Source organism: Wolbachia endosymbiont (group A) of Cydia splendana (assembly GCF_947179475.1).
Lineage (GTDB): Bacteria > Pseudomonadota > Alphaproteobacteria > Rickettsiales > Anaplasmataceae > Wolbachia > Wolbachia pipientis.
The window spans coordinates 1-15,869 of record NZ_CAMXBP010000001.1 but is presented as its reverse complement, the minus strand read 5'-3'; the positions used below and the strand labels follow the sequence as shown (position 1 = coordinate 15,869).

Here is a 15,869-nt window from a genome sequence, read left to right as displayed (position 1 = left end):
CTATAAGTTCAATATGGAAAACACATTAACCACTTAGCATTTAATGTCTACTTCATCCATTTTAGTATTAGGACCATCAAACTTGGTCTGGTATCCCTAATTATTTTGGCTACCTTCACTTTAAATTTTCCACTACTTGGCATTTTATAGCTGCACCTCTTATATTATAACCTACCTATTGATATTACCTCCAAGCTTAGTTACTCCTATCTCAGAAAGACAAGTTGATACTTTTGAATGGCTGTGAACTGAAGCATTACTTAAATAACTTTGAGGCTCTAAACTCATTTGCTTTGCACCATCAACTTCTAATGTACCATCTCCATTGTGTAATATCTGCTGTATTGATTGATTTAGTACAACATTTAGCCTGCTATTAAACTCTACCATAAACTTGTCAAGCTTCTTCGAACTTAACTTACCAGGACATCCTGCTTCTCTACCAGGACATGCTTTCTCTAAATACGAACTTAAAACTCCTGAGATCTCATCAAATTTACCACTCATGATTTTCCCTGTAACTTCTTTCTGTATTTCCACAAAATCAATATTCAATCGATGCATTGATACACCACTTTTTAATCCAGCTTGCTCTACTACTTTCTCAAATTCCTTTGTAATATTGAGTGTATATCCCTGTGCCTCTAGTGGGGATATAGACTGACCTACTGTAGAAATATACTTTTGACCTGTAACTTTTCTAATTAATAAATCAAGTAACATTATTGTACCATTTACATCAATTGGTGCACTAATTTGTGAGATTGAACTTTGAGTGAATGTTTTCTCAGGTAAAGCAGCTCTAGAACCTAATAACCCACCTATAGAGCTCTTTACCCAACCAAATAAATCATTTATCCATGAAGATGGCTTATTCCCTACACTTGTAGCTTTTTCCTTGTTATAGCCTGTATCATCACCCTGCAATGAATTCTTTGACACATCTTGCCTAGCTACTATCTCAGGTTGATTACTTAAATCTATAGCAAGAGGTTTATGTGATAAGTGACTATGATGACGATCGTGATCCCCATGATGATGACGGCGTTTACGTTGTACAGGTTTTCCTCTTTCTCTTTCGATCCCTTCTAAATATTGCACAACACTATCATGTCCTTTATCTCTAGCAATATCTAGTGGTGTTCTGCCATATCTATTCTTAATACTAATGTGTGCTCCATTCTCCATGAACTTTTTTACTGTACTCAAGTAGCCTTCCTCAGCAGCCTTATATAGAGGGGTGCTACCATAGTCATTCCGAATATTAATATCAGCATTGTTCTCTATGAGCTTCCCTACTACATCTAAGCGACCTTCTTTAGCAGCCAAATGCAGAGGAGTACGATAAAAATTGCCATCTCGGGCAGCAATATTAGCCCCTCTCCTTATGAGCTCTTTTACTACATCTGAAAAACCTTCTCCAGCAGCGCAGTGTAGAGGAGTTTCATCAAAGCGGTTCTTAACATCAACTCTAGCACCGTTCTCTATGAGCTCTTTTACCATACACAAGTAACCCTTTTTAGCTGCTAGGTGCAGAGGAGTATTACGATCATTATTTCTGATGTTAATATTAGCACCTCGACTTACAAGACTTTTAATTTTACCAGAACAGCTATCTTGTGTCGCATTTGACAATTCTCTATCTAAATCCAATTGTGCTTGTCTTAAAAACTCTACTATGTCTCTACAATTCCTTCGAATAGCCAAGCTTAAAGGCGTTTGGCCATACATATCTGTAGCGTTGACATTAGCACCTTTATTAAAAAGAAGCTTTATTATATCCAAACTGCCTGCTTTAACAGCAAGATGCAAGGGTCTTTCATTGTATGCGTTTCGAGACTCAATATCAGCGCCTTGATCAATAAGAAACTTAGCTATGTCTAATTTACCCTCCTGAATAGCCCAGCGCAGAACATGAATGTCTTTATCTCTGATGCTAAAATACCCTCTATTAAAAAGAGTTATGACTGAGTGCAGTCTACACATTTGAATAGCAATGATAGTTAAGTATAAATACCTTAATTCATCCCCACCTTCAAAATTAGTACTTTTAATTAAATGTTTAGCTTTATTAAAATTATCTTTCGCTATAACATTGAGCACCAGTTTTTTTAATAAAATTACTTTTTCCTTATTAAACTCCACTATAACATCTTCTGGATTACAAATAGAAGTTATACATTTTGAGTTAGAAACCACTGCATCATTAAAAGCAAACATTATTTCTTTTGCTGGCTGATAAGTATTCCAATTTTCTACTTTTACAAGAGTGTTATTTTTATGTGATAGCAATAAGATATCATTCATAACTTTCATATCGAAATTTAATATAGACTTATCTTTTAAATCAACTAAACCAATATCATTTTTGTTAACAGGTTGGTTATGATAAATCTGTAACCCTTGCTCATCTGGTTTATAATATCTGAAAGAACTAAATTTATCAGCTCTTTCTCCAAATTCTCCTGGTTCCACAATTCTATTATTTAGCCTTATGGATAAATCCCAATTTTTATGAACAAAAGAATAATAATTCGATATTGATAATGCCCCTCTATCTGATAACAATAGCAAATCATTATTTAGCTTCAAAAAAAGCACTTTATCTGAATCAAACGTGAAACAATTATGATGATTTAACAGGTCAGTACCATTAACACTGAATCTTCCATCTACTTTAAAGCTATGAGAACAATAATCACGCTCTAGTTCCCCATTTTGAAATTTGTAATATTCTTTTCCGTCAAATGTAACTGTAACATCTTTATAATCTGGTAGCAAAGTTACATGTAAATCATTTTTGTTAACCTTTATTTCTCCTTTATCATTTCCTATAAATTGTATATCGCTTAATGTACAATTTAATTGGCTAAAATCTAGTATACCATTTGCTTGAGCAATCGTAATATTAGCGTTTCTGTTATCGAAGAGATAAAGATGACTTATATTACTTGGAGCTTCCCAGTAAAAATTATGATGCTCTTTATCAGGATAAAAAATATGATTGCTAGAGCCACCTATAGTGCTATGATAATTGGCGCTTGATAATTGCTTTGTAATACTAAAGTTTGAATTGTCTATTTTTCTTAAATTATCCAATTCATCATCTAACACAACGTCATTACCTACGCTTTTTGTTACATGTAAGTTTGTTACTACACCAGTTTTATTGTCTACTTTTGTCGGAGTTACAAACGAACCATCTGCTGTTTTTACCAATATCTGTTTATCTATACTTATAAAAGCTCCACTTTTATTATAGATGGTTGTTATATTATTAGTATGAGTGATATTACCTATATCACTAAGATTTATTGGTAATAATACTAAACCCTTTCCATAAATAGAATCACCAAAATAACCCTTTATTGTAGTAAAGTTCTTTGCTGTTATTACATCATTGCCACCTTTACCGTCTGTATAATCTGCATAAGAAACTTTTATATGATTAGCTTTGTTGCTGCCAACAATAGAATGTATGTTTATTGAATCTGTAGTAAGATTACCTTGTGTTATGACTATGTTCTTTTGCCCATCTGCCCCTAAATCACAAGAAAACTTTCCTGCTATGTAAAAGAAATTTCTACCTGGATTATGTACCTTACAGCTATCCAGCGACTTTTCAAAATAGTACCTATTTTCTATCTTATCTCTCCTATCTCGATCACCATTTAAAATATCCTTTTCTTGAAAAACAACATTAATATTAGCATCTTGAGATAGTATATGATACATGCTCCCATACCCACGGGAATTTGTATTTCTATATATAACCGCATTATAACAGTCGCTAGGATACTCTTGTAAAAACCACTTTTCAAATGTTCTATTCAATAATACGTTGCTATGATCATATAAACTATCACATCCTGAACCAATTCCATTTACAACACAGTCAGTACATGAAGGATTATCAACTTGTACTTTAACATCACTATCACGTGGTCCGCAAACGACACTATAACTCTCAATGTTTGTAGGAACCACCCTAGAATTAATATCACTGATATGAAATGGATGTGTAACATTTGTATTGAATCCAAAACCAAACTTAGTATCAACTATTTTTGTGTTAGTACGACAGTAAACTCTGAAGAGTTGTATTTCCGCATCACCACGCTCCTCCTTTGTAGCCAATATATAAGGCAATGACATAACTATTTTATCATAATTATTTTTATATTGGCTTATAAGCTTTGATACATATTGTTTATATATACTTTCTGCTTCTATGTCATCTTTTATATAATCTGGTACTTTTTTACCAAGAAAGAAATCCCAATAAAGATCATGTCTCTCCTGATCTGTAAGATTCATTTGTTCTGTTAATTTTTCTACTTCAAGTCCTGCTTCTACAAACTGTGCTATAATGATTACAGCAACTGAAACAGCGGCACCAACTGGACCAGCAAATTCTCCTATTATTCCAGCTTCCATACCTATAGCTGACATTGTCTCAGTAACAACCGCAGGTACATCTGCAGCTATAAAAATGGAATTAGTTGCAATGTTTAGGTCAGCAATCTTTATATCTACTGGATCTGTTGCACTCTGATGAGCCTTTATTGACTCCGCTAACCCTAAAAATGCTGCAAAATTACCTATAGCACGTCCCATAACTGGCGCAAACCCCTTTAGCATCTGAGAATCAAGCTTTGTTCCTAACTCTAATATCTTTCCAGAGATTTTTTCGCCAATCTTTGGCATTACCCAGAGATTTAATGCATCATAGCCTAATCCTTCTATGTCTCCATTTACTATATGTTTACCAACTAAAAACATTGTAAAGGCAAAACCTGCACCTTCTGCTACTTTTCCTATTTTTTCTGCTACTCCATATCTTCTCAGGATATTTTCTATTTCTTCTTTATTTTCTACATTGTTCTTCATTTCCTTCACAATATCTCTAATCTCTGGATCTATTGAATTTAGATCTATATTTTTGAGCTTTACTATAAGAGCTTCTTTGATACTTGGATCTATAGTTCCTTCTTTGAACATCTGATCAGATACCTTAAAAAGTTGATCATAAAACTCAATGCTTTTTGCTCTTTCCCTCATCTTATCAGTATTGAATAGTTCTTTCATAAACTCTTCTTTTCTCTCTTTCTCTTCAATGCTCTCTTCATCATTCGAGTCTATGCATAATACATCCACATTTCTCACTCTCCTTCTCTTGGGGCATCCAGCAAGTGGAGATCCTGGTCTTTTCTTTTCAGGAGAGCTACTGGAAGTATGGTCAACTTTAACATCCTGCGCGCTTACCTTGATTACATTATTCTTGTCTCTGGCTCTAATATTGAAAACCATAGCTACATGCTTAGCTGTCTTTTTATCAGTGAAGGACCTGAGAACTTTATATTTCTCACTCAGCTGTTCTTTTGCTTGCTTTAGTTTACTATTTGCATCGTTATCACTATTAGCAAGTTTTAACTCTATGATAATTGGATCATCTTCTATGAAAGAGTCATCATTTTCTGATAGTTGTGTAAAAGATAACGCTAGGTCTATCCTCCCTTGTGGAGATGCATTAGATTCCATATACACTCTAATCTCTTTACCATCTTCAGTTTCTTCATTTATAAATAAGCCTTGTATTATTGCTTGAAAGTCTATTTCTTTTTTGATTAATCCCTTGAAAGGAAACAAGACTTCCGCTAAAGGAGACAATGATTCTCCTAGTTTCCTATCACTTCTTTTTTTGTCACCACTTGTTCTTTCTATGTCAATACTTTTCCGTAGACCTTTAACTAAATTACCAACCTTAACATTCTCTATCTTTTCGAATTGACCCTGAAACTTACCTTGAGAACTACCAGAGACTTTTTCTATATTTATACCCTGATAATAAGATTTATCTTCTTCCCCTTCTACTTCAAATCCATCTGGTTTATGCTGTACTCCCGTGTTTATTGTTACATCAATTTTAACTGCAGAATTGATTCTCAGCCCATCAATTGGGGGAGTCCTTTTACTATCAGATTCCTTTTTCCCCCTAAGTGCTCTCTGCTCACCACTACGTTCTATAATATTTAATATTACTGCCTCACTCTTGGCCTGGTTTGATAGCACAAGTGTGGTAGCTTCTCTTCCTATACTTTCATCTTGATTCGTATAAGTAAAAATATATTTATCTAATTCATCATCGTCTACAGCTAAAACCTGCCCAAATACTAATTTACTCAAATAATGGCGATTATGGCTCTGAATTGAATGATATAAATTCTTCAATTCACCCTTTAAAACATTTTTAATTTCACTTATACGATTCTGATTGAACCTTTTCATCTCTTCTAATAATCGCTGCAGGAAGCCTTGCGATTGAAAAATCTTAGCTTGTTCTGTCTTTACTTCAGCACAACTCATCCCTAATATAACCGCCTCTTCTGCTTTAGTTCTAACGCTTAGGTTATATAGGTAGCCTTTGTTCTTGATCTGTGCTATGGCTTCATCAGCAGTATGACCTTCTCCTTTAAACTCAACAACTACTGGAATAGGTTTTGGGTTCATCCTGTCATTTGTACCTTTTCTCGTACGTGACATAAATATCAGATCTGCACGTCCATTACCTGCGGTACGTTCAGCGTAACAGTTAAGATCATAGCGATATTTAAAGTTTAATGCTAAAGCTCCATAGTGAAACCCATGATACGCTGCTTCTGAATTGCTTAGCGAAAATTTTTCTTGATTATCTCGATATACGCTAGCAAATTCTTTGAAAATTTTTTCCGTACTACCTATTACTTCCTTTATATCTCCATTAGAAAGCTCTTTAAATGAATCTTCTAAGTTTATAGACTGAGCTACACTAATCTCTTTAAATTCGTTATTAACCTGAGATTGAGAAGATGCTGCTATCTTAAATTTTTCTTTTACTCTACCTATCTGCCATTTATGTAGTCTGAATGATTTATTGCCTGGTTCTCCTTCAGTACAAATACGGAACACATGTTCATCTACGTTATCTATATCAGAAATACCCAATTTTCCCGCTATTTCCTTAAGTTCATCGTCACTATAACGATACTTATCTTCTGGATTTCTACCACCTGTAATTCCATCATTCGTAAAAACTCTAAGGGCTACTTGCTTCTTTCCATCTTTTTTAAGAGAAAAACATAGCTTTACAACATTAGCTTTACCTTTTTTTCTACTATCTTGTACACCAACCTCAGTATGCTTAACATATACCTTATCGATACCAAGCTTTTCTACTAGCCCACTTTCAGGAAGTATTAAAACTGAACCTAAAATACCATGAATAAAAAACTCTGGATCAGACGTCGAGCCAATATCTGGAGTCTCACTAAGAAATAAACTAAACTTTTCAGCAAACCCTACGGGCTTTTCTTTATCCACCGCAAGAATTGGATTACCTTTATCGTTACCTAAGTTAATTGGTTCTGTAAGTAACAATTCTATTAATTCAGGCTTATGTTTAATGTGTTTTGTTTTAGCTGTTGCTTTTGGCACTTTTCCACCTATTTTTTCATACTACGTGCTACTTCTTTAAATTCTATACTATGAAGCCTTTTAGCTGGACTACTATCACTTTCTTCCATACTTCTCTTTTTGTTACCTTTGTGAATAAGGTCATCCAGCAACTGAAAAGCCTTATTCCACATATCCTTTTCTTTCTCTAACTTTTCTTCCGAGCGACGGCATATGATACGTTCCTTGAACTTTTCTTTAAACTTAATTATTACTTCTTTGGACAATATACACTCCTGAATAAAGAATTTTAGTAAATCCCATTTATTGTTATAAATTAAACTCTCACAGATATCCTTACCTTCACGGTAAAAAATGATTTTTTCTTTTTCAATAAGAGTTGCATCTTTTAAAATTAGCTTAACATTCTCTTTATCTTCAATCTTAAGTAACTTTGACAATAGAGACCCACTAGAACATTCATCTATAACATACCTTTTATGAGCATCTGGGCTTTGCTGCCAAAATTTCCCAAAAAGCTTTTGATAGTCATAATCTTTGTGGCCCTCTATCACTTTATCGACCATTTCCCTCAAAAAATAATTACAATCCTTTCCAGAAAGAAAATCCCACATACGACTCACCGTTTTCATAAAGAAACTTTGCCAAGGCCAATCTAACAAGCATTTTAACACTTCATAAGGGTAGCTTTTAAATACTTCTGTTTGTTGCTCTTCATTCATTTGTGAGAGTAAAAAACATAAAACATCAGCATAGTGTTCTTTAGGAAGGTCAGTACGATTGCGAGCAGAGTCACAACGTCTATCTGCTACATATCCTGCAGATCTTACTAACGACTCTTCTTTTTCCTTGGAAGTTAGTTTTTGCAAAAAATACTCAGTTGCCGCTTTATTACCACCAACTGCTGCATATTCAAATGCATATTGATAAGGAGAACACTTACTTTGCCATCTTCTTTCAATCATATTATCCAGCTTATTCACTTCTCCTTTTGTATAATATGTCCAAAGAACCACTAATTCCTGCTGCCTAACTTTTCTTGGATCTTCTTCGCTATAAAAAGACTTTCTGCGATTTTCAGGCATCTTGCTCCATAGTTCCCGAATATCATCCTCTAAACAGTAAATACATGCCAGTCTATAGCGTCTGGTAATATCTAAATTCTCATCTTTAATTAACACCACTGCTGTTTCCTTTTTATCTACTGTCCCTTGTGGTGTCCAACAAAGCTCATTTGGCAGATCTATACCAAGATAGGAGTTTTGATCATGATACTCCCTCCACTTTAATATCTCCAGGCCTATTGGTTTGATAAAGTTCAATACTTTCTTTTTTAGGGGTTCTGGTAACAGGAGCTCTGGTATTTTTTCTATTACCTTATCTTCTACTACTTGCCACTCTTTCCGTCTTTCACTGAGAATTAACGATCGAAAATAGAACCTTGCCGTCAAGGCCCTAATGTCGTCCTGGTTCCACAATGTGATAGCTATCTTAACTAGAGTTATATGCTCAAGCGATGGCGTTAAAGTGTAATTCATTATTTGCCTCACTAAAATGCTTAATATATCATGATTTTCTATTTATTAAAGAAAAAAATTATACCAACCTTCGTTACTGAAAAGACAAATAGGACATATTATAAATTCGCCTTAGTTTTTACTCTCAAATGAATTGCTATTAATTTAGTATTGTATTTTGCTAAGAAATTAAGTGATATAACCATTTCCAGCATTAAAAACCAAGGGCCGTGAGAACACTTTTCTTTGGGATGGCATGGTCTTCCAAACGATACATACGAACTTTTTTATATGGTGATTTTATTATACGCTGAAATCACCTATATTGGCTTACTTTCGCTAAATCTACATATGAACTGTTTTGCCTAACTTTGTTGTAAAAATTCCAAGCTTTTACTTTTAAAACGCCGCTTTTGTTTAAATTGTTCTCACAACAGTACGTACTTTTTTATGCTTTTGAGACACAAACAGTAAACAAAAGAATTTGCTTCCACACTGGTTGCCATGGTATTTCTATAGAATATCTAATTTGCTAATAGCTCAAGATTAACCGTATGCAAAACTCTTGAGAAAAGAAAACGCACTAATTATAAGCTGTGGACCTTTTACTATTACAATAAGAGCAAATAATATTCCACACAAGGATACCAACACTCCAAGTATCGAGACAAGCCCGTCTTTATTCATAATACCAAGTGAAATAAGAGTCGTACCGATTGCTGGAATGAAGTGAGTCAACGGAAGCGGATTGGCTATCACCAATACGCAAACCAGCATTATAAATGCCAAAATCTTTTCACCTGGCCCACAGAAGATAAAAGACATTCTCGGTTTCATGAACTTTTCTATTTTTTTTAATGCAGGTAAAGTTTTTTTAACCACAAGGGCTAATGTTGAACGTTTAAAGGATTTCCTTTCCAACCAACGTGGCATCCAGGGAGAATGAAACCCAAGCAGAAGTTGTAATGAAAACAAGATTAAAGGTATAGAAAGAATAGTTGTATAACCAGGTGGAACCGGTATAGGCACCGATAGCGGCAAGGAGAAGATGATTATTAAAATACCAAAACCACGTTCTTGTAAAGCTGTTTTAATGTCAAACAATGTCACTTTATCACTATCAGCAGTACCAGTACCTGCAACCTCTTTTAGAATGTCAGATGCTAATTTTTTATCTTCAGTCAAATTCTTACCCCTTTTCACAATTACCTTTTAACCAAACGACCCAATAATTAGCATAATCACTACTATAACACAACATCTATTCTTGATTTAACTGATTCATTCCTCTTTGAATTTCATACTTATGGTCTTATCTGTTTCGATACAAATTTTCGTTATTAGAAGATAAATGAGGTATATTATGAATTTGCTTAAACTCTTCAATTATAGGCAAAAAGGCCCTTTATACTGTACTAATAATGGTATTAGCTACGTGCTTTAACGTTATTATAATATTTTGCATATAAACCTATTTTATAAAAATTCACAATATGAATTAGTAAATAAATTATGTTTAAATCAGTTGCGTATATAGTAAATATAATGCATTGTGTGCCTTTGTTAATAGAAAGGTATAAGTATGCCTAGTTCAAGGCCTTACTATTACCCACAAATATAAATGTTTGTTGCATAGCTCTTAATGGCATAACTTTTGCTTGAAATAACTGTTTATATGGTGCAATTTACAGCTTTTAGTTGCTAAAATTATAACTCTTAGTTTAATAATTTTAATCTAATAAGCTTTCAGGTTAATAAAATTAAATTATTTGAGTAAATACAATACTATGTTTTTATTTGTGGGTAATAGTAAGGTTCAAGGCAGGTAGTACAATATAACTCATTTGATAGTAATAACCTTGAAGACACTACTTTGCCTTGCGTATTTAAAGATTTTACGATTACTTCTGAAGCTTACTATTACCCACAAATATAAATGTTTGTTGCATAGCTCTTAATGGCATAACTTTTGCTTGAAATAACTGTTTATATGGTGCAATTTACAGCTTTTAGTTGCTAAAATTATAACTCTTAGTTTAATAATTTTAATCTAATAAGCTTTCAGGTTAATAAAATTAAATTATTTGAGTAAATACAATATTATGTTTTTATTTGTGGGTAATAGTAAGCTTCTGAAGAGATATTTGAGATTGGTAGTGAGGGTAACCAAGTAATAGATAATTCAGATGGTGAAATAGAAAGGCTGCAACAAGAAAACTTTGATCTCAAGAAAAATGAAAAGCTCTTGGAATGCTATAAAGGTATAGCGGAAGAGTATGATCAAGAAGTGAGTGAGCTCAGCAAGAAAAATCAGATCCTAGAAAAGAAAATTAAAGAGCTTGAAGCTCAATTACAAAGAAAAACAAGAGAATTAACTAAAAATGGCCAAGAAATTGAACAGCTAAAACAAGAAATAGAAAAAGTATTATTGGACGTGAAGAATAAAAATGACATAATAGGGAACTTGGACAGCAAATTAGAAGATATGAAGAGTGAAATACAGATGATAGACAAAAAAAATGAAGAGTTACAGCAAAGGTTAAATTTGGTTGAATCTAACTCAAGTAGACTAAGAAAAGAAAGTGTAGTGCTGGTAGACAGTATAGAGGATTTGAAGAGTAATTATGAAAACCAGATATTAGAAAAAGATAAGGAACTTAATGATGTAATAGGCCAGCTCTATGTTTATTTATCAGAGCGTGAAGAACTGTTTGCAGAATTTAGTTCATTGCAGAATGAAAATGAGAGTTTAAAACAGAAAAACTTCTATATTAGTAATGAAGTGTCTCTTGAAGATGAATTAAACAAAGAAAACGTAAGAAAAGAAATAGTAAGACCTCAGTCTACAACAAAAGTGGAAATGAGGCGTATCAATGATAATGATGACCAGGAATCAATATGGCTATATAGAGAAGCAGAAGATTATCAAACAGGTGAAGATAAAAAACCTAAAAATACTAACTACGACATTGGAGTATGGAATGAAGATGACGATGAAAGTAGCGATGATCAAAAATCAACCTGGCTGTACGAAAAAGTAGAAAACAATCAAGATTATCGAACAAGTGAAGACAAAAACCTTGAAAACACTGATTACGATATTGAAGTATGGAATAAAGATGACGATGAAAGTAGCAATGATCAGGAATCAACTAGTGAAAGTGACTATAATGTTAGCTATTGCTTTGATTATGATGAAATTGTTGGTAGGACCTACGGTCAACTAGTCTACAATGCAAACATAATACGTAAAAAAGATTCTTTTTCCTTAGCAAAAGTAAAATTAAGAGAAAGAGAAAGAGAAAAATATGAAAGTATTTGGCAAAAAATAGATAATATTCATGATGAATTGGATGCTTTGGGTAACTATGGTAATGAAGAGGATTATGAAGAGTGCAATAAAAGACTTGATAAAATTGTAAGCGAGGCGCTGAAACAAAGAGTAATGTTCACTCTTCCGTATAAAGCTAATATATCTTTAGTGGATCGCATAATTGATACATTGCAAAAGCTATATTTTTCTTACGATACTACCCGAATTTATGGATTTTTAGATGAGAAAAAGATATTGCAAATAGTATCAAGAGGTGCGTCTTTAAATAGATTTAGCGATGAAGAACATGGCGATTTCGTGAACATAATTTGCTCAGATAGATACGCTCTAGATCAACGAGAAAAAATACTTTTAGAACTTAAGGACTTGGTGTACAAAAGTATCGTAGACGTAAGTGTAAAAACTGATGATCATGATTTTGAGTTAGAGATGGACAATGGACACTTTTGTATAAAATATCCAAAAGATAGTGTTGTCGAAGTTGCAAGAATATTCAACAATAAAAAAGCTAAAAATTTAGGTCTGGAAATTGGTATGCTTCAAGTTGGAGAAAGTATAGTTAGAGTTGAAAATGAAGAAGGAGTTAGGAATTACACCGACATTTCGGAGGGTAGAATTGAAATGTCTTTTACTACTTACTTTGGGAAGGTCAGTGTTTATTTATCTCCTAGTGATAGAGATAATAATAAAATAGAAGTAAAGCTCGCCAACGAAGAAAGCATAGCACGTTTTAGTAAGTTGGAGGATAAATCAAGTTTAGGGGGGAGCTGTCTTTTAGGAGGAAAAAATGTTTCTATAGGCATAGAAGATGGTTATTTTGAAATAAACAGTGACGTTTCTGAAGAGTTAGCTAAAACTATGAAACAGTCAGATTGTACAATAGAAAAATCATATGTTCCATCTAGCTTTATGAAAGAAGCTTATTGCAATCAGTTAGTAAATGAAAGGGGAATTTAAAAATCAGGCTCAAATATTTCAAAAATAACCATTCAAAGCAGCATTTTTTATACAACTTCGTTTTCAATCTATCTGGAAAGAAGATATCAAGTATTCAAAGTCCAATTCGACAAATCCATAGTCCATTCTTCCTCTAGCTTTTTTATCACTAATCCAAAATTTAGGTATAATACCAAATATCATAAATAAGTAGGCAAATAACTCACAGAACAAATAGTTTTGATCGAACTTTCCGTAATATTACGAATGAATGCACATATAGTATCCTCCAATAAACTAACAGAGTCATATATTCTATTTTTAATGAGATTGTCTTTCAAATATTGCCATAAATGCTCTACTGGATTTAACTCTGGTGAATATGGAGGTAAGTAGATTAAGGTAATATTTTGTGGTATTTTTAAACCTTTGGATCTATGCCATCCTGCACAATCCACAATAAGAAATGCCTCCCTTGTTCCTAAATATTGTGACATCTGCTCAAGGAATATATTCATACAATCAGTATTGACGTTTGGTGCGAATAAACTAGAAGTCTCTCCATTTCTAGGATTAACTGCACTATAGAGATAAAAGTTTTGCCTACCTAATTTCACCTTAACCTGTGTCCTAATGCCTTTTTTAAACCTTACTATTACCCACAAATAAAAACATAGTATTGTATTTACTCAAATAATTTAATTTTATTAACCTGAAAGCTTATTAGATTAAAATTATTAAACTAAGAGTTATAATTTTAGCAACTAAAAGCTGTAAATTGCACCATATAAACAGTTATTTCAAGCAAAAGTTATGCCATTAAGAGCTATGCAACAAACATTTATATTTGTGGGTAATAGTAAGTTTTTAAACCACCCGTGTCCAATCTTTGAATGTGTGCCAAACCGCGATTCATCGAAGAAAAATAGCTCTTTTTCGGGATACGTGACAATAGTTTCATTAAGATTTTTTTTTAAACTTTTCTTGTTTATTTTTATCCTGTTTATTGTGCACAGGCCTTGGAGTAATATACGAAAAACCTAACTTTTGCATCAGTCCATGTGCTGTAGACTTACTTACCTCAATAGAAAACATTTTCTCAATTATGATTTTTAATTTCTTAGCCGTTAGGTTGGCTCCTTCTTCTGCTATGACATTTTTAATTTCTTCTTGCTGCTTGTAGCTCAACTTCGGCTTTACTCCACGTCCTGGTTGTATTTTAAACGCATCGACTCCTCCTTCCTTAAATCTTGTAATCCACTTCATCAATGTAGTTCTAGTAATTCGGTATATTTGAGCAACTTTTGTTATTCCATATTCTTTTCCAGATATTATTGCCTGTAATCTTCTTCCTATCTCTCCTCTTATTCCGTGCTTCTTTAATTCCAGGTTACACTTATTATATCATTCTTCTCCTATTGCTTTACTTTTTCCTGCCATAACTCCTCACTAATTCTTAAATTGTTCTATTTTAGAAATTTTTCTTTATTTGTCTATTTATTTTTAGGAATTGGTATTAGTTTATTGGAGGATACTATATGTGCATTCATTCGTAATATTACGGAAAGTTCGATCAAAACTATTTGTTCTGTGAGTTATTTGCCTACTTATTTATGATATTTGGTATAAGGTATTGAAACTAACAAGTGGAATGATTACATAATGCACATATTAGTGAAAGGAGGTACAACATGAGTAATATAGTTCATTCAAATAAAAACAATAACCGTGATAACTTTAGTGTAAGAGGGTTACAAAGGGCCGTTGATGACATATTTGATAGCTTCTTTACAGGATGGAATCCAGAGCTTTCCAGAAGAAGCAACAGTCTATTACCAGCTTGTGACTTTTATGAAACAAAGGAAAGCTATTGCCTCTCATTAGAGTTACCAGGTATTTCCAAAGAAAGCATAGATATTAGTATATCTGGCGATAGCTTAATAGTGAAGGGTGAAAAGACATGTGATAACGAGTCAAAAGATAAGCAGTTTTATCATCGAGAAAGGTACTATGGCTCTTTCTATAGGTCTATTCAGCTTCCAGTAAATGTGGAGCGAGATAAAGTATCTGCTAGTTTTTCAGATGGAGTATTACATGTAACCATACCTAAGTCAGAGAAACACATCAAGAAGATTGATGTAAAGTAACCAGTAAGTGGTAGCAGGCTTCTAGTTTGAGGCTTGCTATTTTGAATCATTATAGATAGAATATAATAAAGTTCTATTGTCTTTGCGTATTTGTTGTACAGATGGTGTAAGGCCTTTGTTGCGTTTAGGTGTTGTTAATAATCTATTAATGGTTCTTATGTTATAATCAAGTTTAGGGGCTTTAATAAGTACGGACTATGACAGAAGCAAATCCAATAGTTACGTTGAAGGTTAAAATTAAAGAATTTAGCTTTAGTAAATTAAAGGCTGGCGAGAGCAATAAATCAGCACACTCTGGTGAAACAATGTATTTCGATCTTCCAAGAATGAACTTTGTTATTAATGGAAAGATTATAGATACAGTTTTAACCTCTGTGTTAATGGAAGGAGCGAAATATCGCAAAAGCAACCTTTTTAATAGTTATGATATATATAGCGCTGAAGCCGCAAGCAAAAAACAAAGAGAAATAGATAAAGATCATG

At 33.2% G+C, this 15,869-nt stretch carries 6 protein-coding genes and 2 pseudogenes; 3 read left to right on the top strand and 5 right to left on the bottom strand.

Going from position 1 to position 15,869, the window contains the following annotated elements; all coding sequences use genetic code 11:
* Positions 1 to 171 precede the first annotated feature (171 nt).
* The 3 genes from OM961_RS00040 to OM961_RS00030 form a co-directional block, all read right to left on the bottom strand.
* The gene (locus tag OM961_RS00040) at positions 172 to 7,473 is read right to left on the bottom strand and encodes an ankyrin repeat domain-containing protein (RefSeq protein WP_264339070.1); all 7,302 of its coding nucleotides are present in this window, start codon (positions 7,471 to 7,473) and stop codon (positions 172 to 174) included.
* Positions 7,474 to 7,481: 8 nt separating this feature from the next.
* A complete protein-coding gene (locus OM961_RS00035; protein WP_264339069.1) occupies positions 7,482 to 8,990 on the bottom strand; it encodes a hypothetical protein in 1,509 nt (502 codons plus the stop codon).
* A 525-nt stretch (positions 8,991 to 9,515) separates the two neighbouring features.
* On the bottom strand, positions 9,516 to 10,172 hold the full coding sequence (locus tag OM961_RS00030; RefSeq protein ID WP_264339068.1) for an exopolysaccharide biosynthesis protein: 657 nt from the start codon (positions 10,170 to 10,172) through the stop codon (positions 9,516 to 9,518).
* Positions 10,173 to 11,214: 1,042 nt separating this feature from the next.
* On the opposite strand from OM961_RS00030, the gene OM961_RS00025 reads away from it, so the two are divergent.
* Positions 11,215 to 13,260, top strand: a complete 2,046-nt coding sequence (locus tag OM961_RS00025; protein WP_264339067.1) for a hypothetical protein — start codon at positions 11,215 to 11,217, stop codon at positions 13,258 to 13,260.
* 179 nt (positions 13,261 to 13,439) lie between these two features.
* Here OM961_RS00025 and OM961_RS00020 read toward each other — a convergent pair.
* Together OM961_RS00020 and OM961_RS00015 are read right to left on the bottom strand one after the other, a co-directional pair.
* A pseudogene (locus OM961_RS00020) lies at positions 13,440 to 13,886 on the bottom strand (IS630 family transposase); the annotation flags it as partial.
* 313 nt (positions 13,887 to 14,199) lie between these two features.
* Entirely contained in the window at positions 14,200 to 14,595 is a 396-nt protein-coding gene (locus tag OM961_RS00015; RefSeq protein WP_405196806.1) for a helix-turn-helix domain-containing protein, read from the bottom strand.
* A 335-nt stretch (positions 14,596 to 14,930) separates the two neighbouring features.
* Here OM961_RS00015 and OM961_RS00010 point away from each other — a divergent pair, with 335 nt between their 5' ends.
* Together OM961_RS00010 and OM961_RS00005 are read left to right on the top strand one after the other, a co-directional pair.
* Positions 14,931 to 15,386 carry an Hsp20/alpha crystallin family protein gene (locus OM961_RS00010; protein WP_141456730.1) on the top strand — a complete coding sequence of 152 codons (456 nt, stop codon included), beginning with the start codon at positions 14,931 to 14,933 and terminating at the stop codon, positions 15,384 to 15,386.
* 197 nt (positions 15,387 to 15,583) lie between these two features.
* Positions 15,584 to 15,869: pseudogene (locus tag OM961_RS00005) on the top strand (hypothetical protein); the annotation flags it as partial.

Bases quoted from the DNA above. Each gene is read 5' to 3' on its own strand.
- OM961_RS00035 (WP_264339069.1), bottom strand. From the start codon at position 8,990: ATGAATTACACTTTAACGCCATCGCTTGAGCATATAACTCTAGTTAAG.
- OM961_RS00010 (WP_141456730.1), top strand. From the start codon at position 14,931: ATGAGTAATATAGTTCATTCAAATAAAAACAATAACCGTGATAACTTT.